We start from the raw sequence: 22,044 nt of genomic DNA on the forward strand, positions 1-22,044 counted from the left end.
CCCCGTTCCCCCGCCATCAGGGGATCAGATTCGGAATCTCCTGAATACCGAACCACAGCAGCTCATGGTCCTCGGCGCCGTCCACGGTGAACTGCGCGTCGTCGTCCCCGAGGTCCGCGGCCCCCAGCGCCGCGGCCGCCGCCGTGACGTCCTTCTGCGCGTCGTCCGCGTCGACATGCACCGCGGCGGCCTTGGCGAGCGCCACGGGAGACGCGATCCGCACCTCGCCGAGCGAGGACGGGTCGAGGCTGTGGTCCGGGTCGGCGACGGCCGCGCCGTCCGGCACCTCGACGGCCACGACAACGCGCCTGCGCACCGCGTCGGGGTTCTGCGCGATCATGCGAAGCGAGGCGGAGGCGGCCCGGTTGAGCGCCGCGTACTCCAGCTCCTCGATGTCGTCCGAGACGTACCACTCACGCAGTGCGGGGGTCACCGCGTACGCGGTGAGCGGCCCGGGACCGATTTCGCCCGCCCGGTGCGCCGCTGCGAGACCGGACAGGGTCAGGGGGACGTACACGCGCATGGCCGGGTCGCTTTCGTAGTCGGAAACGCCCTCAGGATACGTGTGACGTCCCCCTTTGGGGTCACGTGCACCCATGCCGCCCCGTCCACCCGGCAACCACCCCTCACCCTCCCTGCGCCCGCCTCACACCCCGCCCGGCACCACCCGCATCACCCGGATAGGTGATTCCTCCCGGTCACCCCCGCAGTGCCCTTGCCGCTTGCGGCCTCCTCGGCCGTCGCCGTAGAAGGTCCACAGCAGAAGTTACCGCCCGGTATCACACCGGGCCTCTGAAGCACGGGGGCGATGATCGATGAGCACGAACAGGACCCGGCCCGCCGGACGCCGCGACCAGCGCAGGCCCGAATCCGTACCACCCCAGCGCACCCGGACTCCCCGGCGCGTACGCCCGCACCACTGGTTCGCCGACCGCCTCCTGGCGGTCCTCAGCGGCCAGCGCCCGGTGCACTGGATGCTCGGCCACACCATCGGCGAGGCCTACGACCAACTCGCCGAACTGGCCCCTCGCACCCCTCTCAGGGCCCGCGGCGCCCGCCCCGTGATCCGCATGTGCCACGGCGCCCAGCCGGCCCCGGGCGTGGTGGAGGCCTGCGCGAGCATCGCGGCCGGCGAGCAGGTACGCGCCATGGCCTTCCGCCTGGAACAGGGCCCCGACCTCCGCTGGCGCTGCGCAGCAGTGGAACTCGGCGACGAACACCTGCAGCCGGCCCCGTCCCGCTAGCCGGGACGAGGCCGACGACAGCGAAGGAGAGGGCAGACCGGGCCAAGGCCTGGGCAGAACAACCCGACCGGGCCAAGGCCTGGGCGGATCAACCACCGAAGCCGACATCGCAGCAGATCCGAGACCGGGCAAGAACGGAAGCGAGGGGCCGGACCGGGATCGGGATCGGGCCGGGCCTGGCCTGGCCGGGATCGGGCCTGGCTGGCTGGCTGGCTGGCTGGCTGGCTGGCTGGCTGGCTGGCTGGCTGGCTGGCTGGCTGGCTGGCTGGCTGGCTGGCTGGCTGGCTAAAGCAGATCAGGACCAGGCCGAGCCGGGTAGGGCCGGGCTGAGCAAAGCCAGGCCGAACCAGTCCGAGCAAGGGCGAGCCGGGCAGGACCAGGCCGAGCAAGGCCAGGCTGAGCCGGGGAGGGCAAATCCGGCCCGGCCGGGAACAGAACCAGCGGGATCCGCGTACCCCGTCCCGGCCTCTCTCGGCCCCCTGCGGGGCCAGGAGAGGATCCAGTATCGAAGGGCGCCAACATCCCGCCCCAGCCCCTCCTGCCCCCGTCTCAGCCCTGTCTCGCCCCCATCCGCCTCCGTTCCAGCCCTACGCCAGCCCAATTCGGCCCACAGACCGCCCCCTCAGCTCCCATCACGCCCAGTCCCCCAGTCCCCATCACACCCACCGACCCCTCCCGGCCCTGCCCGGACCTTCTCGACCCGGCCCCACTCAGCCCTCCCGCGCCCCCTTCCGGCCCTGCCCCGACCTTCTCGACGCGGCCCCTTTCCGGGCCCTCCCCGTCCCCCTTCTCCGGCGCATTCCGGCCCCTCCGGCCCCTTCCCGGCTCTCCCGACTCCTCTCAGCCCTGCCCGGACCTTCTCGACCCGGCCCCACTCAGCCCTCCCGCGCCCCCTTCCGGCCCTCCCCCGACCTTCTCGACCCGGCCCCTTTCCGGCCCTCCCCGTCCCTTCTCCGGAGCTTTCCGGCCCCTCCGGCCCCTTCCCGGCTCTTTCCGGCCCTTCCGGCTCCTCTCAGCCCTGCCCCGGCCTTCTAGCCCCGGCCCCACTCAGCCCTCTCCCGCCCTCTCCCGGCCCTCCCTCGACCTTCTCGGCCCGGCCCCACTCAGCCCGCCCCGTCCCCTCTCCGGCTCTTTCCGGCCCCTCCGGCCCCTCTCAGCCCTGCCCCAACCTTTTTGACCCGGCCCCTCCCCGCCCCTCCCCCGACCCTTTTCAGGCCCCCTCGCCCCCCCTCGGCCTCCCCCGGCCTTCTCGGCCTTCCTCGGCCCCTCTCAGCTCCCCCACCCGCTCCGCCCCTCAAGCCTCTCCGGCGATTGAGGAGCGGGGTCCGGGGCAGAGCCCCGGTTTCGGGAAGGGGCGGGGAGGGGACAGACCTCGCGCAGCGCCCCAAGCCCCACCCCACCGAGGCCGCCGAGCCCGCCAAACCCACCCCACCCACACCCCACACCCCCACAGGCCAGAACCACATCGCCAAACCACCACGCCACAACGCCCACCAGCGGGCCGCAGGCCACAAACCCGCAGGCCACAGGCCACAAAAAAGCCGGAGCCGGACGCCCAAACCACACGCGCCCGACCCCGGCTACAACCCAACTACAACCCGACCACCGCAACGACGTCGAAAGACGTCACCGCAGCCGCCACTACTTCTTACGACGACGCCCGCCCCCACCATTCTTCTGGGCCTTGCGCCGCTCCGCCCTGGTCAGCCCGTCCGACTCGGACCCGGCCCCGGCCGTACCGTCACCGTTGGAGAAGTCGCCCTCGACGACCCCGCCCTCCCCGTCCACCGTGGGAGCGGAGAAGTGCAGCCGGTCCGGACGCTGCGGAGCATCGAGCCCCTTGGCCCGGATCTCCGGACGCGCCGCCGGCACGGCGTCCTCCTTGGCCAGCGAGGTGCGCTCGGCCTCGTCCTGCACCGGCACCTCCTCGACCTGCTGCTCGACCTGGACCTCCAGGTTGAACAGGTAGCCGACGGACTCCTCCTTGATGCCCTCCATCATGGCGTTGAACATGTCGAAGCCCTCACGCTGGTACTCGACCAGCGGGTCCTTCTGCGCCATGGCACGAAGGCCGATGCCCTCCTGGAGGTAGTCCATCTCGTAGAGGTGCTCACGCCACTTGCGGTCCAGGACGGACAGCACCACACGCCGCTCCAGCTCACGCATGATGTCCGAGCCGAGCTGCTTCTCACGCTCGTCGTACTGCTCGTGGATGTCGTCCTTGATGGACTCACCGATGAACTCGGCCGTGATCCCGGCCCGGTCGCCGGCCGCGTCCTCCAGCTCGTCGACGGTGACCTTCACCGGGTAGAGCTGCTTGAACGCGCCCCACAGCCGGTCCAGGTCCCACTCCTCCGCGAAGCCCTCGGCGGTCTCCTGGCGGATGTAGTCGTCGATCGTGTCGTCCATGAAGTGGCGAATCTGCTCCTGCAGATCCTCGCCCTCCAGGACCCGGCGTCGCTCGCCGTAGATGACCTCACGCTGCCGGTTGAGCACCTCGTCGTACTTCAGGACGTTCTTGCGCGTCTCAAAGTTCTGCTGCTCGACCTGCGACTGGGCCGACGCGATCGCCCGCGTCACCATCTTGTTCTCGATCGGCACATCGTCCGGCACATTGGCCATCGACATGACGCGCTCGACCATCTGCGCCTTGAACAGCCGCATCAGGTCGTCGCCGAGCGACAGGTAGAAGCGGGACTCGCCCGGGTCGCCCTGACGGCCGGAACGACCACGCAGCTGGTTGTCGATACGCCGCGACTCGTGCCGCTCGGTACCCAGGACGTACAGCCCGCCGAGCTCCTTGACCTCTTCGAACTCCGCCTTGACGGACTGCTCGGCCTTCTCCAGCGCCGCGGGCAGCGCGGCCGCCCACTCCTCGACGTGCTCGACGGGGTCGAGACCGCGCTGGCGCAGCTCCGCCTCGGCGAGGTCGTCGGGGTTGCCACCGAGCTTGATGTCGGTGCCTCGGCCGGCCATGTTCGTCGCGACCGTGACCGCACCCTTGCGGCCGGCCTGGGCGACGATCGTCGCCTCACGGTCGTGCTGCTTGGCGTTGAGGACCTCGTGCTGGACACCGCGCTTGGAAAGCTGCTGCGAGAGGTACTCCGACTTCTCGACCGAGGTGGTGCCGACCAGGATCGGCTGGCCCTTCTCGTGCTTCTCGGCGATGTCGTCGACGACCGCGGCGAACTTCGCGACCTCGGTGCGGTAGATCAGGTCCGACTGGTCGGCACGGACCATCGGCCGGTTGGTCGGGATCGGCACCACACCGAGCTTGTAGATCTGGTGGAACTCGGCGGCCTCCGTCATCGCCGTACCGGTCATGCCGGACAGCTTGCCGTAGAGGCGGAAGAAGTTCTGCAGGGTGATCGTGGCGAGGGTCTGGTTCTCGTCCTTGATGTCCACCCCTTCCTTCGCCTCGATCGCCTGGTGCATGCCCTCGTTGTAGCGGCGGCCGGCGAGGATACGGCCGGTGTGCTCGTCGACGATCATGACTTCGCCGTCGATGACGACGTAGTCCTTGTCCTTCTTGAAGAGTTCCTTGGCCTTGATGGCGTTGTTGAGGTACCCGACGAGCGGCGTGTTCACCGACTCGTAGAGGTTCTCGATACCGAGCCAGTCCTCGACCTTCGAGACACCGGGCTCGTGGATGGCGACGGTCCGCTTCTTCTCGTCGACCTCGTAGTCGCCGGTCTCCTCGATGCCCTTGAGCGGGTTGCCCGCCTCGCCCTTGGTCAGCCGCGTGACCAGCTTGGCGAAGTCGCCGTACCACTTGGTGGCCTGGTCGGCCGGGCCGGAGATGATCAGCGGCGTACGGGCCTCGTCGACGAGGATCGAGTCGACCTCGTCGACCACGGCGAAGTTGTGACCGCGCTGGACGAGCTCGTCGGCGGACCACGCCATGTTGTCGCGGAGGTAGTCGAAGCCGAACTCGTTGTTCGTGCCGTACGTGATGTCGCAGGCGTACTGCTCACGGCGCTGGGCCGGCGTCATGTTGGCGATGATGCAGCCGACGGTCAGGCCGAGGAACTTGTGGACGCGGCCCATCAGTTCCGAGTCTCGCTCGGCGAGATAGTCGTTGACCGTGATCAGGTGCACGCCCTTGCCGGAGAGCGCGTTGAGATATGTCGGCAGGGTACCGACCAGGGTCTTGCCCTCGCCGGTCTTCATCTCGGCCACATAACCGAGGTGGAGGGCTGCGCCGCCCATCATCTGAACGTCGTAGTGGCGCTGTCCGAGGACCCGCTTGGCGGCCTCACGGACGGTCGCGAATGCCTCGGGGAGCAGGTCGTCCAGGCTCTCGCCGTCCGCGTACCGTTCCTTGTACTCGTCGGTGAGCGCCCGCAGCTCGGCGTCGGAGAGGTTGACGAAGTCCTCTTCGATGGAGCTGACCTGGTCCGCGATGCGGTGCAGTTTGCGCAGGATCTTGCCTTCGCCTGCACGCATGAGCTTGTTGAAGACGGACACTGAGGCTGGTCTCCTTGCCGGTCGGGCCTGGCACTGGGTCGTGTTACGGACTCTGGCACGGGCACGGCAGGTGGGCCCCACCGCAACGGCCATCGTAAGCGAGGACCCCGCCGCCCCGGGAGGGCCGCCGCCGCGTTGGCCCCGCTGTCCCCTCCGAGTCAACGGCCGAGGAGCGCCGAAGGTGCCGGGAAGTCCGAAAAGTGTTCGCTTCCCGAGCACACCCTCACCAGAATCCCTTCATGGAGCCGATCACCCTCACCAGCGACCGTCTGCTGCTGCGCCCCTTCACCGAAGGTGACGCGGACGCGATCCACACCGCCTGTCAGGACCCGGACATCCAGCGGTGGACGGTCGTGCCCTCCCCGTACAGCCGCGCCGACGCGGAATTCTTCGCGGGAAAGCTGTGCCCCGGTGGCTGGCAGGACGACTCCATGTACAACTTCGCGGTGGTTCTGCGCGAGAGCGGCGCCCTGACCGGTGCCCTCGGCATCAACCGCCGCAACCTGCCGGGCACGTACGAGGTGGGGTTCTGGACCGCCGGGGAGCACCGGGGCCGCGGCTACATGACGGAGGCGGTGCGGTGCGCCGCCCACTGGACCTTCACCGCACTGGGCGGTGACCGGCTGGAGTGGCGCGCCGAGGTCGGCAACGCCGCCTCACGTGCCGTGGCGCTGAAGGCCGGCTTCCTGATGGAGGGCGAGCAGCGCTCGGGCCTGCTCAACAAGGACGTGCGGCGCGATTCCTGGATCGGCGCACTGCTCCCTTCCGACCTCGGCCTGCCGGGCACCCACACCTATCTGCCCGCCCCCTGACCCGTCGGCCTGGGTTCCACGGGACCCCGGCCGGCTGTCAGTGCCTGCCTCTAGGGTTCGGGTCATGACGTCTGTGCCGCCTCCCGCCGCTGAACTCTCCGCCGACCAGGCGCGCAGGATCGCCCTGCGCGCCCAGGGCTTCCTCGGCGCTCCGGACCGCCGGGCCGGGGTTCCGGGCGTGCTGCGGCACCTGGGTGCCGTACAGCTCGACACGATCTCGGTGCTCGCGCGGTCGCACGAGCTGATTCCGTACGCACGCCTCGGCGCCGTCGGCCGGCGCACCGTCGAGGAGGCGTACTGGTCGGGCGGCCGCACCTTCGAGTACTGGTCGCACGCGGCCTGCATCCTGCCGGTCGAGGAGTGGCCGCACTTCGCCTTCCGCCGCCGCGCCTACCGCTCCCGCCCGCACTGGCACCACGATCTGCCGGACGGCGCGTACGAGACGGTGATCAAGCAGCTGCGCGCCGAGGGCCCGCTGACGGCGACGGAGCTGGGCGGCGCGAAGAACGGCGGGGAGTGGTGGGACTGGTCGGCGTCGAAGGTCGCCGTCGAGCGCGCCCTGATGTACGGCGAGGTGGTGTGCACCGAGCGGCGCAGCTGGAAGCGGGTGTACGACCTCGCCGAGCGGGCCCTGCCCGATGACGTGCTGCACGACGATCTGGACGACACGGAGTGCCTGCGGCGGCTGGTCGCGCTCGCGGGGCAGTCCCTGGGGGTGGGCACCCGCGCGGACATCGCGGACTACCACCGTCTCAAGGGCGAGCAGTTCGACGCGGTGGTGGCGGACTCCGGGCTGGTGCCGGTGACGGTGCAGGGCTGGGCGAAGCCGGCCTGGGCGGACCCGGCGGCGCTGGCCTCGGAGCCGCGCGGACGGCACCGTACGACGCTGCTGTCGCCGTTCGACTCACTGGTCTGGGAGCGGGGCCGCACCGAGCGGATCTTCGGTTTCACCCACCGTCTGGAGGCCTACGTCCCCAAGCCCAAGCGGGTCCACGGATACTTCGCGATGCCACTGCTGGCGGGCGGAAGGCTCCAGGGCCGCGTCGACCCGGCGCGCGAGGGCAGCACGCTGGTCGCCCGGCAGGTGTCGTTGGCGAGCGGGAAGGCCGTGGCCCCGATGGCCGAGGCGCTGGTGGAGGCCGCTTCCTGGGTCGGCTGTACGGATGTCCGGCTGGAACGGGTCGACGCACCGGAACTGCGCGGGCCGCTCGCTCAGGAAATCGCCCGCGCCCTGGCTTGAGCGCACATTCCGGCGCCCTCACCCGGCCCTCTCGCCGGGCCGCCCCTTCCCCGGTCGGCTCTTCCCGGGACGGGTCACCGGATCTCCAGGATCTTCTCCCGCATGGCATAGACCACGGCTTCCATCCTGGAGTGCAACTGCAACTTCTCCAGAATGTTGCGGACGTGGTTCTTCACGGTGTTCTCGGAAATGAACAGTTCCTTCGCGATATCGCGATTGTTCATGCCCGTTGCAACAAGTTTGAGGACTTCGAGTTCCCGGTCGGTGAGCCGGGGCGCCGGTACGAGCCTGCGCTCGTCGGTCCGCTGGATCATCGACTTGAACTCGGTGAGCAGTTTGGACGCCATGGAAGGGCTGATCTGGGACTGCCCGTCGGCGACCGCGCGAATGGCCGTGGCCACCTCGTCCGTGGAGATCTCCTTGAGGAGATAGCCGGTGGCACCGGCCTTGATCGCGTCGTAGAGATCGGCCTCCTCGTCGCTGATCGTCAGCATGATGATCTTCGCACTGGGTGCCACTTCCTTGATCGCCGTGCAGGCCTCGATGCCACCGCGCTTAGGCATCCGGACATCCATCAGCACGATGTCGGGCAGCAGATCGGCGGCCTTGTCGACCGCCTCCGACCCGTCACCCGCCTCCCCGACGACCTGGATGTCCTCCTCCTGGGCAAGGACGATCTCCAGACCTCTGCGGAAGAGCGCGTGGTCGTCCACCACAAGGACCCTGATCGGCTCCCTGCGGAAACCACTGTCCGCGCCGGTGCCGGCACCGGCGATGTCGTCGGCATCATTCACATCACGCACGGGCCCGAAGGTGTCCGCCATCGTTCCTCCCCCTGAAGGCCATGGCCTGAAGTACACACTGTCCGCCAACGGCAGTTCACAGAGCACTGGTTGGCTTGGGACGCCATGATTCCATGCCTGGACGTCAGAGCGGTGATCCTGTGGTCGCACGCGGGTGCCCCTGGGGGCGCACAGACGCTCCAGGGGCACCGCGGAAGCGTGGCGTCAGCCGCCGAGCGCACCGCCTGCGCCGCCCGCCTCGTCGGCGGCCAGCGGGTCGGTCCTCAGGTGGATGACACCGTAGTCATAGGCATGCCGTCGGTAGACGACACTGGGTTCCTTCGTCTCGGAGTCGACGAACAGATAGAAGTCGTGCCCGACCAGCTCCATCTCGTAGAGCGCCTGGTCGAGCGACATCGGTGCGGCGACGTGCGTCTTCTCGCGCATCACCAGCGGACCTTCGCCCTGAATCTCCAGCGAGCCGAACCTCGTGGTCGGCACGGACTCGGCCGACTCGTCGGCGATCAGGTCGCCTTCACCGTTGAAGGACGCCGCCCCCGGCACGATCTCGCCGACCTCGGCAGCGGGAATCCGGCCATTGCCTCGGCGGCTGTAGCGCTTGTCGTGCTGCTTGCGCAGCCGCGCCTCCAGCTTGCCGGTGGCCAGGTCCAACGCTGCGTACGGGTCGCCTGCGGCCGCTTCCGCCCGGATGACCGGGCCACGCGAGCGGAGCGTGATCTCCACCCGGTCGGAACGGTCGGCCTGACGGGGGTTCGGCTCCTTGGACACCTCGACGTCGAGGCTGATCACCTTGCCGTCGAACTTCTGGATCTTGTCCAGCTTCAGCTTCTCGGCCACGTGCTTGCGGAACCGCTCGGGCACCTCGGTCTTGCGGCCCTTGACGACGATGTCCACGCAGAACTCCGTTCCCGGATCACTCCACTCAGCAGTGGAGCGTCTCCCTTTTGCACCAGGCCCCGGTGACAACCGGAGCCGCGGACTCGGTGACTTCCACCTCCTCCTCCCCCATCGGTGAGGACTCCACCCCACCGAATTCCAGCTTCTGGACCACTGGTGTGTTGCCTGCCCGAAACCTGGCGGTGCATTCATCGAGGTCCGGCATTCACCATTCCTCACAACCGAACATAGCCTGCCTGGCCGGATGTCGGCACCCGCTACTCGCGCGTACCTCCGTTCCGGGCGTTTTTCTCACTCACTACCTGCAACGATGCAAGTTCATTGACAGTTCCGGTTTATTCGAAGGCCGACGGAGATGCTGCGACAACGGCCGCCTGCCCTCTGTCGGGGGCAGCACCCGTGCGCCGGCACGCCGCCGCCACTGCCCGGGCCGCCTCGGCAAGTGAGGCGCCCGTCGTCAGAAGGTCGTCCACCAGCACCACCCGTCCGGCCGCGAGCAGCCGCTCGGCCCCGGCCGGGACCTCCAGAGCCCCCGCCATATTCGCCTGCCGCTGACCGGCGCCCAGCCCCGCCTGGTCGGCCACGGCGCGGTGCTGCCGGAGCACCGCGACCACCCGGGCCGGGGTGCCGCCGCGTCTCAGCTCTCCCGCAGCGGCCAGCGCGATCCGGCGCGTCGGATCATGACCGCGCGCCGCCACCGCGCGCCGCGTCGACGGCACGGGTACGAGCAACAACGGGCCGACGACACCCGGATGCCCCGCCCCGGCCCGTACGGCACCCGCCAGCGCCTTGCCGAGCGCACCCGCCAGCCCCAGCTCACCGCGCTCCTTGTGGGCCAGCAGCACCGCACGTACCGCGTTCTCGTACGCGGCGGCCGCGTACACCGCCGGCAGGCCCACCGGCTCCGGAACGGGCCTCACCCGGCGCGGAACCCCGCCGTGGAGCTCCGCCCGGCATTCCTCGCACAGCTCTGCCCGTGTCCTGCCGCAACCGCCGCAGGTCACCGGCAGCACCAGACCGGAGATCTCCCGCCACCACCCCCGCATGACTCCACTGTGCGCTTCCCGCAGCGACCGGGCCACCCCTGTGGAAAACGCGGCCGACGGACCTCGGCCGGACGGGTCGAACCCGTGGCGCTCAGCCCGGGTAGACCAGCGACGAGCCTTCCTTGACCACCGTCTGCCAGTTGTCACCGGGCGACAGCTTCACGATCCCGTCGCTGGACGTGGCCGCCATCAGCGGAAGCTGTTCGTCGTCCGCCGCCGCGACCGACGACACCTGGTTCACACCGGGCAGCACCCCCGACGCGGACGTCGAACCGTCCGCCTGCACATAGCGCACCTGCTGCACGCCGCCCTGCTCCTTGCCGACCACCACGAGGCGGCTGCGGCCCGACCACGACATCGCGGTCACATCCGTGAGCTGCGGTGCGGCCTGACGCAGCTCCACCACCGACACCTGCTGCTCGGACGCCGGTCCGCGCCGTTCGATCCGGCCGATCTTCAGCGTGTTGCGGCCGTCCTGGGTCACCAGCAGGGCGATCCGCACTCCGTCCGCGGACATGCGCAGCGCCTCTATCCGCCCGCCGTCCAGGTCGGGCACGGCGACCTCCTGCGGCTCGCCCGTGCCGCCGGCCAGTCTCAGCAGTCTGGGCCGGTCGCGGTCCCGGTCGGCCACCCACAGGTCGCCCCTGCCGTCCCAGCTCGGTGTCGACAGACGGTTCTTCGCGTCATGGGACCTGCTGGTCACCGAGGCCGCGGGGAGTTCGCCGTCCGAGACGATGGACGACACGTACAGAGAGGTCCCGTCGCGCGAGACGGCCGCCGCCGACTGCTCGTCCCTGGCCACACCGACCGCGCCCATCCGCACCGTTCCGTCACCGAGCGGGCCGGCCACCGCCTCCGGGGTCCCACTGCCCTTGGTACTGCCGGGAATCCGTTCCACCTGCCCCTTGGCATCGACGAAGTACTGGCTGTCCGGCCCGCTCGACGAACCGTCAGGGGCGAACTCCTCCGCCTGATCCGCTCCGAGCACGCACAGCGGGGAGCCGTCGGAGCGCTGGAGTTCGACCTGCTCGACCCGGGCGGACGTCAGGTCCCTCAGGGTGTAGAGGATCTGCGAGGCCATCATGCGGCAGGAGCGCTGCCCGACACCGTCCGCCTTCTTGTCGAGCGGAACCTTCAGTACGTTGCGGTCGTCGGGCGTCAGCGAGGTGACGCCCTTCTTCAGCGCCGTACCGGGAGGGAACCGGGACGCGACCGCCGGCCGCAGCCAACTGGTCGGCCCCGCGAGGAGACTGCGGACCGACTGTGTCACGGTGTCCATCCCCGTGACGGGGTCCGTCCGGCTGCGCAGATAGACGGGGTCGGCGACCAGCGTCGACTGCCCTCCGGACCGACCCGTGGCGAAGTAGTACTTGTTGACGGAGCGGTAGAGACGCCTGAAGTCCGACTGCCCGAGCAGCAGACCGTCCGGCACCTGGTCGATCCGCCACTCCTTGCCGTCCGGCCCGTTCTCCCTCACCAGGCGCAGAGTCTGGTTGTAGTCGGTGGGCGCGAGCGGCTGATAGGCGCTCTGCTCGTCGACCGTCGCCACCTTCTCACCGGTCAGGGTGTAGGTCGCCTCGGTGGCGTTGCGATCACTGTCGCGGAAGGGGCGGTCGTTCCGGTTCGGCGCCTTGGTCAGCACGGTGGTGAACGCGTTCGGCTTCCACGTCCCGGCCGCCTTCTTCGTCAGGTACCGACGGGTCGTCCTGAAGTGCGGGTCATCACTGGTCATGGACTCCAGGAAGCCGTCGACCACCTCGTTGGGGGTGGCGTTGTCCCGCGGCGCGACGGCGTACACCTGCACCTGGGAGTCACCGGGCTGCGAGGCGTCGACCGCCTTGACGTCCCCGGTGACGGGCATCGAACCGCACGCGGAGAGCAGCACCGCACCGCACCCGAACAGCGCGACCAGCCCCAGTCCGCGTCCATGGCCGTCCTTACGACGGTCAGTCCCCACGATTCGTGTCCCCCCGCTCCGGGTCCTGCACCACAGTGTCCAGTTCGCCGCCCGACCGCTCCTCGGCGTGGCGGGCGACCACGCGTGCGCCGCTCCCCGGAAGGGCCGCCGGATGCACCGAGGCCGGCGCCGTCCGGGGCGCCACCGGGGTGTGCGACGGCACGGGCAGCGCGGATCGGTCGTTGCCGCCGGGCTGGGCCGGCACGGCCGTCAGCCGGTGCTCTCCCCCGGCCTTCGGCGCGGCCGCGGCCCGTTCACGGTTCTCCCGGTTACGACGGGAGTCCTCGGGCTCCAGTGGTATCGGCGATCCGCGCAGCGGCTCGTCCGCGGTACGCGGCAGAGTCAGCCGGAACTGCGAACCGCCGCCGGGCTCGCCCCATGCCTGGAGCCACCCGCCGTGCAGCCGGGCGTCCTCCACCGCGATGGAGAGCCCGAGACCGGTACCGCCGGTCGTCCGCGCGCGGGCCGGGTCGGCCCGCCAGAAGCGGTTGAACACCCGCGTCGCCTCGCCCGGCTTCAGCCCCACCCCGTAGTCCCGGACGGCCACGGCGACCGCGCCTCCGGCCACCCCCATCCGCACCACTACGTCGCGGCCCTCGCCGTGCTCGACGGCGTTGACCACCAGGTTGCGCAGGACGCGCTCGACCCGCCGTGCGTCGGCCTCCGCGATCACCGGCTGCTCGTCGCCGACCACCCGGATCCGGGTGCCCTTGCGCTCGGCCAGCGGCTCGGCCCCGCCTATCACCCGTCGTACGACCTGCCGCAGATCTATCGGCTCCGCCTCCAGCGCCGCGGCCCCCGCGTCGAACCTGCTGATCTCCAGCAGATCGGAGAGCAGCGACTCGAACCGGTCGAGCTGGTCCCCGAGCAGCTCCGCGGAGCGCGCCGTCACCGGATCGAAGTCGCTGCGGGCCTCATGGATGACATCGGCGGCCATCCGTACGGTCGTCAGCGGCGTCCGCAACTCATGTGAGACGTCGGAGACGAAACGCCGCTGCATCCGGGAGAGCTCCTCCAACTGCTGGATCTTCAGCTGAAGGTTTTGCGCCATCTTGTTGAAGGCCTCACCGAGCCGGGCGATGTCGTCCTCGCCGGTGACCTTCATCCGCTCCTGGAGCCGGCCGGCCGAGAGCCGCTCCGCGATGCCGGCCGCCATCCGTACCGGCGTGACGACCTGCCGCACCACGAACCACGCGATGGCCCCGAGCAGCACGACCACGAAGAGTCCCGCGGTCGCCAGCGTGCCCTTGATCAGCGTCAGCGACTTCTCCTCCTGCGTCAGCGGGAAGAGGTAGTAGAGCTGGTACGGGTTGTGGTCGTTGTCGTAGAGCCGCTTGCCCACGACAAGTCCGGGCTGCGGTTGCTGCCCGTTCGCGTACTGGATCTCGGAGTACGTCTGGAACGCCCCGGACCCCTTGTTCACGGCGTCCCGCAGGCTCTGCGGGATGCTCACCGCCTCCACGCTGCCCGAGCCGCGCGGGGCACGGGCTCCCTCGTCGGCGCTGAGCGCCACCACGTTGAAGGCGTTCTTGCCGCCGCTGGCGAGCTGATCGACGAGCTCGGTCCGCCAGGAGTTGTTGGCGGTGGCGCCGTCCGCCGTGTCGCCTCCCTGCCCACCGGGGGTGAGCGGGGCGTTCGCCTTCTCCTGGGCCGCGGCGAAACCGCCGGCCGCCTGCGTCTGGGCGGCCTTGCCCTTGGCTTCGAGCAGGCCGTTGCGCACCTGACCGATCACGACCAGCCCGAGGAGCAGCACCACACCGAGCGACATGAGCAGCGTGCCCGCGACGACCCGCAGCTGGAGATTGCGCCGCCAGAGCCTCACGGCAGGCAGCAGCGGACGCCGCACCCAACGCATCAGCAATCGCGGCACAGGACCGCCGGGCGCCCGGTCGTGGAACAACCGGCCGCCCTGCAGGAGGCGCCCGATCCGGAGCGCCCGGTGTCCTGGACCGGCAGCCCGCTCCGCACGGGCTCCCGGCTCCCCGGGCTGCGGAGCAGCGCTACTCGGGGGCATGTCAGCTCGGTCCGGCCTTGTAACCGACTCCTCGGACGGTCACCACGATCTCCGGCCGCTCCGGGTCCTTCTCGACCTTGGAACGCAGTCGCTGGACGTGCACGTTCACCAGCCGGGTGTCGGCGGCGTGGCGGTATCCCCACACCTGCTCCAGCAGCACCTCACGGGTGAAGACCTGCCACGGCTTGCGGGCGAGCGCGACCAGGAGGTCGAATTCCAGCGGGGTGAGGGCGATCGACTGCCCCTCCCGCTTCACCGAGTGACCGGCCACATCGATGACCAGGTCCCCGATGGCCAGCTGCTCCGGCGCCGGTTCCTCGGACCTCCGCAGACGTGCCCTGATCCGGGCAACCAACTCCTTAGGTTTGAACGGCTTGACGATGTAGTCGTCGGCCCCGGATTCCAGGCCCACCACCACGTCAACCGTGTCGCTCTTGGCAGTGAGCATGACGATCGGCACACCCGACTCGGCCCTGATCAACCTGCAGACCTCGATGCCGTCCCTACCGGGCAGCATGAGATCGAGCAGGACCAGGTCCGGCTTGGCCTCACGAAATGCGGCAAGTGCCTTGTCGCCGTCCGCTACGAACGACGGCTCGAACCCTTCACCACGCAGCACAATCCCGAGCATCTCGGCCAGTGCGGTGTCGTCGTCGACGACAAGGACGCGTCCCTTCATAATCGACATCATCCCATTAGCTAATCGTTACCTGCGATGATCTGGCACACAGCTCGGCCAGTCCGACCCCCGTGACCGGGGAAACCGCGCCCTCCTCCGTGACAATCGCCGTGATCAGCTCCGGGGGCGTGACATCGAACGCGGGGTTGTACGCGGCGGTTCCCACCGGTGCCACGCGCAGTCCGACCGCATCCTCACCCGCCACCCCGGCCCGCGGCGATGTGAGCTCCGTCACCTCGACCCCCGGCCGCTGCTCGACGATGATCGACGCCCCGTCCGCGGTGCCCGGATCCACGGTCGTGGTCGGCGCGACCACGATGAACGGTACGTGGTGGTACTTCGCGAGCACGGCCAGCGGATAGCTCCCCACCTTGTTCGCCACCGACCCGTCCGCGGCGATGCGGTCCGCCCCGATGAGCACGGCGTCCACCTCCCCCGCTGCGAACAGCGAACCTGCGGCGTTGTCCGTGAGCAGGCTGTACGGCATTGCGTTTCGCGCCGCCTCGTACGCCGTCAGCCTGGCCCCCTGGAGCAGCGGACGCGTCTCGTCCACCCACAGCTGCCGCAGCCGCCTTTCCCGGTGCGCGGCGAGCGCCACCGCGAAGGCGGTGCCCTCACCACCGGAGACCAGCGCCCCCGTGTTGCAGTGCGTCAGCAGGCGATGCCCACCGCCCCCGGGCAGCAGCTCGTCGAGCAGGGCAAGGCCGTGCCGTGCCATGCGCCCGCTGGCCTCGGCGTCCTCCCGGTGCAAAGCCCTGGCCTCGGCCAGCGCCACCGCCGCGGCCCGCTCCGGATCCGCGTCCTTACCGATGGCCTCCCGATAGGCCCTCTCGGCCCGCCGTACCCCGTACCCGAGGTTCACCGCGGTGGGCCGCGCCCGCTCCAGCAGCTCCGCGGCCGACGCCACGTCGTCTCCCCGGGCAGCCGCCAGAGCCACCCCGTAGGCCCCCGCGATCCCGAGCAGCGGGGCCCCGCGCACCGCCAGCGTCCGGATCGCCCGCACCAGCGCGGGCACATCGGTGCACACCAGCTCGGCCTCCTCCGCCGGCAGTCGCGTCTGGTCGAGAAGCACCAGTGCGGGGCCTTCCGGCGGCTCGGCCCAGCGAAGTACGGAAAGCGCGAGGGGCTCGATGCCCACCGGCAATTGCGCGTCCTGATCAGCCATCCGCCCAGTCTGCCCGGTGAGCCGCCCCCAAATGAAGGCAGGAAGGAGATGGAGCGCCCGGCCCAGACCTGGGCAACGCGTGGCACGATGGCTGCCAACCTGCCGCCCCGACGAGCGGGCAGGACCGTGAAGGAGCGAGAATGAACGACACTCCGGGCTGGGCCTCGCCCGGATCCGCCCCCTCCGAGGGCCAAGGTGCCGGTGTCCCCCGGCCCTCCGAGCCCGCCGACGGCAGCGGCCCGGCAGGGAACTGGTCTCCCGCGCAGCCGCCCGCAGGGCAGTGGTCCCCACCGGGCACTCCCGGCTCCGGTCCTGGCGCACCGCCTCCCGCAGGCTGGGGCGGCGGACCGCAGGGCCCCGGCTGGGGACGGCCGCCCTTTGCCGCCAAGCCCGGTGTCATCCCGCTCCGGCCGCTCGGCGTCGGCGAGATCCTCGACGGTGCGGTCTCCACGATGCGCGCCCACTGGCGCACGGTCCTCGGCATCACACTCGCCGTGTCCGTGGTCGCCCAGATCGCGATCATCCTCGTGGAGCGGTTCCTGCTGCCGGAGCCTCCGCGGATCGACCCGAACGCCACCGGCTCGGAAGCGCTGCGGCAGGCAACCGACTCGGCTCAGTCGACCCTGTTCAACAGCCTGCCTTCCCTGCTCATCACCATGATCGCCACGCTGATCACGACATCCGTGCTGACCGTGGTGATCAGCCGCTCCGTACTGGGCCGCCCCGTGACGCTCTCGGACGCCTGGGCCGAGGCGCGGCCCCGGCTTCCTCAGCTGCTGGGGCTGACCCTGCTGCTGGCCCTGATCAGCGCCGCCGTCCTGGCGGTGGGCCTGCTGCCGGGCATGCTCATCGGCTCCACCGCGGGGGCCGGGCTCGCCCTCCTCGGATTCATGGCCGCGCTCTGCGTCGTCATCTGGCTGATGGTCCGCTTCTGTCTCGCCTCGCCGGCCCTGATGCTGGAGCGGCAGTCGATCACCACCTCCATGCGCCGCTCCGCGAAGCTGGTCAGGGGCGCGTGGTGGCGGACCTTCGGCATCCTGGCGCTGACCGGGCTGCTGACGCTCATCGTGGTCGTGATCGTCTCCATCCCCTTCGGCGTCATCGCGATGATCGTGGGCGGCGACGGAATCGGCTCCGCCCTCACAGACGGCTCCACGGATTTCGGCTGGCCCTTCCTGATCGTCTCCGGCATCGGCGAGGTGATCATCTCGACAATCACTTACCCGCTCTCCGCCGGCGTGATGGCGCTGCTCTACATCGATCAGCGCATCCGCCGCGAAGCACTCGACCTTGAGCTCGCCCGGGCGGCGGGCCTGCCCGGATACGACACCAGGAGCTGATGCCGTGTCGGGGGCGGGGGGAACCACAGCAGTACGGCTACTGATCCGCGCGAGCGGCGACATACCCGTGGACACTCCACGTGTCCCCGCCCGCGAGGGCGCAAAGCACGAACTGTCCAAACCGATGTACCACGAGAACGATCCCAACCTCCTCCAGCGGGGCCTCGACCGGCTCTGGGACTGGATAGGCGATCTCCTGGACACGGCCTCCGGCGCCGCACCCGGCGGCCCGGTGGGTCTCGTCGTGCTCGTACTGATCGTCGTGGGCCTGGTCGCCGCGCTCTGGTGGCGGCTGGGCACACCGCGCCGCGCCATACGGTCCGCGGACGCTCTCTTCGACGACAGCCCCCGCAGCGCGGCCGAACACCGGAAGGCCGCCGAGGTCCACGCGGCCGCCCGGCACTGGAACGAGGCGGTCCAGGAACGGATGCGCGCCATCGTCCGCTCCCTGGAGGAGCGCGCCCTGCTCGACCCCCGCCCCGGGCGCACCGCCGACGAGGCCGCCGCCGAAGCGGGCGGCCCGCTCCCCGCACACGCGACGCGACTCCACGCGGCCGCCAGGGCATTCGACGATGTCACATACGGCGGCCGTACCGCCGACCAGCAGGCATACCTGGCCGTACGGGACCTGGACCTCGACCTCGAAGCCGCCAAGCCCCTCCTGACAACCACGGCCCAGGGGGCAGCCGAATGACCCGGGTCACCGCCGCCTCCACCTCGTCTACCCTCACCCCTCACCAGGTCTGGAGCCGTATCCGCGGCCTGCTCCTCGCCCTCCTCGTACTCGTCGTCGCCGGAATCGCCCTGGCAACCGTCCGCTCCGGCGACCAGCACGGTCTCCTGGACCCTCGCTCCGCCGACCGCTACGGCAGCCGGGCCGTCGCTGAACTCCTCAAGGAACGCGGCGTTTCCGTTCGTGTGGTCACCACGCTCGACGACGCCACCGCCGCAGTCGGCCCCGACACCACATTGCTCGTCGCGTCCCCCAATCTGCTGGCACCGCGCCAACAGGGCGAGCTCCGGGCCGCGACCGACAGCTCGGCCGGCCGCACCGTCCTGCTCGCAGCGGGCCCGCCCTCCGTGCGCACGCTGGTCCCCGGTGTCGGGGCGAAGTCCGCCGGACCGGTGGCCACCCGCTCCCCCGAATGCTCCCTGCCCGCCGCCCGCAGTGCCGGCGACGCCGAAACGGGAGGCTTCGGCTACGCCTCGGACGGACTCGACACCATCGGCTGCTTCCCGAGCGGTGGCCTCCCCACTGTGCTCCTGCTCGAACAGGGAGCGGGTGACACCGTGCTCCTCGGCTCCCCCGCCCTTCTCCGCAACGACAGACTCGCCAACCAGGGCAACGCATCCCTGGCCCTGCAACTTCTCGGTTCCCGCCCTCATCTGGTCTGGTACCTCCCCTCACTCGCTGATACATCCGCTGCCTCCGAGAACGAGGGTGCCGAAGGCGTCGGCACCTCCGACGACCGCAGCTTCGCCGATCTGATCCCCCAGGGCTGGCTGTGGGGCACGTTGCAGCTCGCCCTGGCCGCCGTGCTCGCCGCCATCTGGCGCGCCCGCCGCCTGGGCCCCCTGGTGGCCGAACGGCTTCCCGTGGCCATCCGCGCCTCCGAGTCCACCGAGGGCCGGGCCCGCCTCTACCGCAAGGCGAGCGCCCGCGACCGGGCAGCCGAGTCCCTGCGTTCCGCCACCCGCACCCGCCTCGCCCCACTCATGGGCGTCCCCCCACGCGACGCCCACTCCCCCTCAGTACTCGTCCCCGCCGTTTCCGCCCGCCTGGGCAGCACCGACGACAGCCTCCAGACACTGCTCTTCGGACCCGCCCCGTCCGACGATGCCGCTCTCGTCCGACTGGCAGACCAACTCGACACCCTCGAAAGAGAGGTACGCACGTCATGAGCGCTCCGCCCCCAGTGCCCGCCGAGACCACCGAGCTCCTCGGGAACGGCGACACAGCCCGCGCGTCCCTGGAAGCGCTGCGCTCGGAGATCGCCAAGGCCGTTGTCGGCCAGGACCCGGCCGTCACCGGACTCGTCGTCGCCCTGCTCTGCCGAGGCCACGTTCTCCTCGAAGGCGTTCCCGGAGTGGCCAAGACCCTCCTGGTCCGAGCTCTCGCCGCATCGCTCGAACTCGACACCAAGCGCGTCCAGTTCACCCCCGATCTCATGCCCAGCGACGTCACCGGGTCACTGGTCTACGACGCCCGCACAGCCGAGTTCTCCTTCCAGCCAGGCCCCGTCTTCACCAATCTTCTGCTCGCCGACGAGATCAACCGCACCCCTCCCAAGACCCAGTCCTCCCTCCTCGAAGCCATGGAAGAGCGCCAGGTCACCGTCGACGGAACTCCTCGGCAGCTGCCCGACCCCTTCCTCGTGGCCGCCACGCAGAACCCCGTCGAATACGAGGGCACCTATCCGCTCCCCGAGGCCCAACTGGACCGGTTCCTCCTCAAGCTGACGGTGCCTCTGCCTTCGCGAGAGGAGGAGATCAACGTCCTCACCCGTCACTCCGACGGCTTCAATCCCCGCGACCTCAAGTCGGCCGGCATACGTCCCGTCGCCGGTCCGGCCGATCTGGAAGCCGCCCGCAACGCGGTCGCCCGGACCAAGATCTCTCCCGAGATCGCCGGCTATGTCGTCGATATCTGTCGTGCAACACGTGAATCCCCCTCGCTCTCCCTCGGGGTCTCCCCCCGAGGTGCCACCGCCCTGTTGTCGACCGCTCGCGCCTGGGCCTGGCTCACCGGCCGTGACTACGTCATCCCTGACGACGTGAAAGCCCTGGCACTCCCCACACTTCGCCATCGCATCCAACTGCGGCCCGAGGCGGAGATGGAGGGTGTCACCCCCGACTCCGTCATCACGGCCGTCCTCGCCCACGTCCCCGTACCCCGATGAGGCGGTGACTGTGGCCCTCACCGGACGTACCGCCCTACTGGCCGCCCTGGGGTCACTCCCTGTAGGCATCCTGGCCCCGAGCTGGACCGGAATGCTGGCAGTCAACGCACCGCTCTCGTTGGCAATTCTCTGCGACTATGCCCTGGCTGCACCAGTGCGCACGCTCCAGTTCACCCGATCCGGTGACACAAGCGTTCGACTCGGCGAGACCGCCGAAGTGCAACTCACCGTAACCAACTCTTCCCGTCGCAAGCTGCGGGCACACCTTCGCGACGCCTGGCCTCCCAGTAGCTGGACCCCGGGCACGGAACAGACTTCCTCACGGCACGCGCTGACGGTCCCGCCGGGCGAACGCCGCCGGCTGACGACCGTTCTGCGACCGACGCGAAGGGGCGACCGCCGAGCCGAGCACGTCACCGTCCGCTCCTTCGGCCCGCTGGGGCTTGCGTCCCGACAGGGGAACCACCAGGTCCCATGGACGGTACGGGTCCTGCCCCCCTTCACCAGCCGGAAGCATCTACCGTCCCGTCTCGCCAGACTCCGCGAGCTCGACGGCCGCACCAGTGTTCTCACCCGTGGCGAGGGCACGGAATTCGACAGCCTGCGTGCGTACGTGCCTGGCGACGACACCCGCTCCATCGACTGGCGGGCCACTGCACGTCAGTCCGCCGTCGCGGTACGCACGTGGCGCCCCGAGCGGGACCGCCACATCCTCGTCGTCCTGGACACCGGCCGTACCTCGGCGGGGCGTGTCGGCGACGTACCCCGCCTCGACGCGTCCCTGGACGCGGCCCTGCTGCTCACGGCCCTCGCAACTCGTGCAGGCGACCGCGTGGATCTGCTTGCCTACGACCGTCGGGTCCGCGCACAGGTCCAAGGCCGGTCCTCGGGAGAGGTCCTGTCGGCCATGGTGAACGCCCTGGCGCCCGTCGAGCCGGCACTGGTGGAAACGGATGCCCGAGGTCTCGTCGCCGCCGTGCTCGCCGGAGCTCCTCGTCGCTCCCTGGTCGTGCTTCTCACCGGTCTGGACGCGGCCCCCGTGGAGGAAGGTCTACTGCCTGTACTCCGCCGTCTGACCCGGCGCCATGCCGTGCTGGTGGCTTCTGTGGCGGACCCGCATGTCGAGCAGATGGCAGGTTCGAGAGGCACAGTGGACGCGATCTACGAAGCAGCGGCGGGCGCACAGGCCCAGACAAGGCGACTCCGCACCGCGGAGCAGCTCCAGCGTCACGGCGCGGTGGTTGTCGACGCCACCCCGGACAACCTTGCCCCGGCCCTCGCCGATGCCTACCTCGCCCTCAAGGCAGCGGGGCGGCTCTGACACATACCTCTGCCACAAAACAGAACCACAACCCGGGGGAGGGGCTTCCCGGCCGGCCGTCGTAAAACGCAGAAAAGCCCCGTGTCCACAAGGACACGGGGCTTTCCCGTAAAAGGAGTTCGGCGGCGTCCTACTCTCCCACAGGGTCCCCCCTGCAGT

Annotated in this window: 17 protein-coding genes; 8 read left to right on the top strand and 9 right to left on the bottom strand. The window is 70.1% G+C overall.

Annotated features, from left to right (window positions below; translation table 11 throughout):
- Nucleotides 1–16: 16 nt before the first annotated feature.
- Complete coding sequence (locus tag ABZ622_RS18305; protein WP_266690568.1) at nt 17–523, bottom strand: hypothetical protein; 507 nt, start codon at nt 521–523, stop codon at nt 17–19.
- A 292-nt stretch (nt 524–815) separates the two neighbouring features.
- Between ABZ622_RS18305 and ABZ622_RS18310 the strand changes: the two genes are divergently transcribed.
- Entirely contained in the window at nt 816–1,244 is a 429-nt protein-coding gene (locus ABZ622_RS18310; protein WP_360544244.1) for an Rv3235 family protein, read from the top strand.
- A gap of 1,641 nt (nt 1,245–2,885) precedes the next feature.
- Here ABZ622_RS18310 and secA read toward each other — a convergent pair.
- Nucleotides 2,886–5,711, bottom strand: a complete 2,826-nt coding sequence (gene secA, locus ABZ622_RS18315) for a preprotein translocase subunit SecA (protein WP_360544246.1) — start codon at nt 5,709–5,711, stop codon at nt 2,886–2,888.
- Between the two features lie 239 nt (nt 5,712–5,950).
- Between secA and ABZ622_RS18320 the strand changes: the two genes are divergently transcribed.
- Entirely contained in the window at nt 5,951–6,523 is a 573-nt protein-coding gene (locus ABZ622_RS18320; protein ID WP_360544248.1) for a GNAT family N-acetyltransferase, read from the top strand.
- 64 nt (nt 6,524–6,587) lie between these two features.
- Complete coding sequence (locus tag ABZ622_RS18325) at nt 6,588–7,763, top strand: crosslink repair DNA glycosylase YcaQ family protein (protein ID WP_360544250.1); 1,176 nt, start codon at nt 6,588–6,590, stop codon at nt 7,761–7,763.
- A 74-nt stretch (nt 7,764–7,837) separates the two neighbouring features.
- On the opposite strand, the gene ABZ622_RS18330 is transcribed toward ABZ622_RS18325, so the two are convergent.
- The 7 genes from ABZ622_RS18330 to mtnA form a co-directional block, all read right to left on the bottom strand.
- Entirely contained in the window at nt 7,838–8,587 is a 750-nt protein-coding gene (locus tag ABZ622_RS18330) for a response regulator transcription factor (RefSeq protein ID WP_266915503.1), read from the bottom strand.
- A 183-nt stretch (nt 8,588–8,770) separates the two neighbouring features.
- Entirely contained in the window at nt 8,771–9,460 is a 690-nt protein-coding gene (raiA, locus tag ABZ622_RS18335) for a ribosome-associated translation inhibitor RaiA (RefSeq protein ID WP_093540636.1), read from the bottom strand.
- A 338-nt stretch (nt 9,461–9,798) separates the two neighbouring features.
- Entirely contained in the window at nt 9,799–10,509 is a 711-nt protein-coding gene (locus ABZ622_RS18340; RefSeq protein ID WP_360544253.1) for a ComF family protein, read from the bottom strand.
- Nucleotides 10,510–10,600: 91 nt separating this feature from the next.
- A complete protein-coding gene (locus tag ABZ622_RS18345; RefSeq protein ID WP_360544255.1) occupies nt 10,601–12,466 on the bottom strand; it encodes an LpqB family beta-propeller domain-containing protein in 1,866 nt (621 codons plus the stop codon).
- Nucleotides 12,456–14,480 carry an MtrAB system histidine kinase MtrB gene (gene mtrB / locus ABZ622_RS18350; RefSeq protein ID WP_360544257.1) on the bottom strand — a complete coding sequence of 675 codons (2,025 nt, stop codon included), beginning with the start codon at nt 14,478–14,480 and terminating at the stop codon, nt 12,456–12,458. The genes ABZ622_RS18345 and mtrB overlap by 11 nt, the downstream gene beginning before the upstream one ends.
- Before the next feature lies 1 nt (nt 14,481).
- Entirely contained in the window at nt 14,482–15,171 is a 690-nt protein-coding gene (gene mtrA, locus ABZ622_RS18355) for a two-component system response regulator MtrA (protein WP_187438793.1), read from the bottom strand.
- A gap of 4 nt (nt 15,172–15,175) precedes the next feature.
- On the bottom strand, nt 15,176–16,324 hold the full coding sequence (gene mtnA, locus ABZ622_RS18360) for an S-methyl-5-thioribose-1-phosphate isomerase (RefSeq protein WP_360544260.1): 1,149 nt from the start codon (nt 16,322–16,324) through the stop codon (nt 15,176–15,178).
- A gap of 140 nt (nt 16,325–16,464) precedes the next feature.
- On the opposite strand from mtnA, the gene ABZ622_RS18365 reads away from it, so the two are divergent.
- The 5 genes from ABZ622_RS18365 to ABZ622_RS18385 are packed head-to-tail and all read left to right on the top strand — an operon-like array spanning nt 16,465 to nt 21,885.
- On the top strand, nt 16,465–17,664 hold the full coding sequence (locus ABZ622_RS18365) for a glycerophosphoryl diester phosphodiesterase membrane domain-containing protein (RefSeq protein WP_360544262.1): 1,200 nt from the start codon (nt 16,465–16,467) through the stop codon (nt 17,662–17,664).
- A gap of 4 nt (nt 17,665–17,668) precedes the next feature.
- A complete protein-coding gene (locus ABZ622_RS18370; protein ID WP_360544264.1) occupies nt 17,669–18,358 on the top strand; it encodes a DUF4129 domain-containing protein in 690 nt (229 codons plus the stop codon).
- On the top strand, nt 18,355–19,566 hold the full coding sequence (locus ABZ622_RS18375; RefSeq protein ID WP_360544266.1) for a DUF4350 domain-containing protein: 1,212 nt from the start codon (nt 18,355–18,357) through the stop codon (nt 19,564–19,566). The genes ABZ622_RS18370 and ABZ622_RS18375 overlap by 4 nt, the downstream gene beginning before the upstream one ends.
- Nucleotides 19,563–20,564: a MoxR family ATPase gene (locus tag ABZ622_RS18380; RefSeq protein WP_360544268.1), complete on the top strand. Its 1,002-nt coding sequence runs from the start codon at nt 19,563–19,565 to the stop codon at nt 20,562–20,564. Before ABZ622_RS18375 ends, ABZ622_RS18380 begins: the two co-directional genes overlap by 4 nt.
- A gap of 10 nt (nt 20,565–20,574) precedes the next feature.
- Nucleotides 20,575–21,885, top strand: a complete 1,311-nt coding sequence (locus ABZ622_RS18385; protein ID WP_360544291.1) for a DUF58 domain-containing protein — start codon at nt 20,575–20,577, stop codon at nt 21,883–21,885.
- The last annotated feature ends 159 nt before the right edge of the window (nt 21,886–22,044 follow it).

The sequence above is a fragment of the Streptomyces sp. NPDC007164 genome (genome assembly GCF_040634135.1).
Taxonomy (GTDB): Bacteria; Actinomycetota; Actinomycetes; order Streptomycetales; family Streptomycetaceae; genus Streptomyces; species Streptomyces sanglieri.

Excerpts from the sequence above, each read along its gene's own strand:
- ABZ622_RS18340 (WP_360544253.1), bottom strand. The coding sequence starts at position 10,509 with ATGCGGGGGTGGTGGCGGGAGATCTCCGGTCTGGTGCTGCCGGTGACC.
- ABZ622_RS18365 (WP_360544262.1), top strand. The coding sequence starts at position 16,465 with ATGAACGACACTCCGGGCTGGGCCTCGCCCGGATCCGCCCCCTCCGAG.
- ABZ622_RS18305 (WP_266690568.1), bottom strand. The coding sequence starts at position 523 with ATGCGCGTGTACGTCCCCCTGACCCTGTCCGGTCTCGCAGCGGCGCAC.
- ABZ622_RS18325 (WP_360544250.1), top strand. The coding sequence starts at position 6,588 with ATGACGTCTGTGCCGCCTCCCGCCGCTGAACTCTCCGCCGACCAGGCG.
- mtrB (WP_360544257.1), bottom strand. The coding sequence starts at position 14,480 with ATGCCCCCGAGTAGCGCTGCTCCGCAGCCCGGGGAGCCGGGAGCCCGT.
- ABZ622_RS18330 (WP_266915503.1), bottom strand. The coding sequence starts at position 8,587 with ATGGCGGACACCTTCGGGCCCGTGCGTGATGTGAATGATGCCGACGAC.
- ABZ622_RS18380 (WP_360544268.1), top strand. The coding sequence starts at position 19,563 with ATGAGCGCTCCGCCCCCAGTGCCCGCCGAGACCACCGAGCTCCTCGGG.
- mtrA (WP_187438793.1), bottom strand. The coding sequence starts at position 15,171 with ATGATGTCGATTATGAAGGGACGCGTCCTTGTCGTCGACGACGACACC.
- ABZ622_RS18320 (WP_360544248.1), top strand. The coding sequence starts at position 5,951 with ATGGAGCCGATCACCCTCACCAGCGACCGTCTGCTGCTGCGCCCCTTC.
- ABZ622_RS18375 (WP_360544266.1), top strand. The coding sequence starts at position 18,355 with ATGACCCGGGTCACCGCCGCCTCCACCTCGTCTACCCTCACCCCTCAC.
- ABZ622_RS18310 (WP_360544244.1), top strand. The coding sequence starts at position 816 with ATGAGCACGAACAGGACCCGGCCCGCCGGACGCCGCGACCAGCGCAGG.
- mtnA (WP_360544260.1), bottom strand. The coding sequence starts at position 16,324 with ATGGCTGATCAGGACGCGCAATTGCCGGTGGGCATCGAGCCCCTCGCG.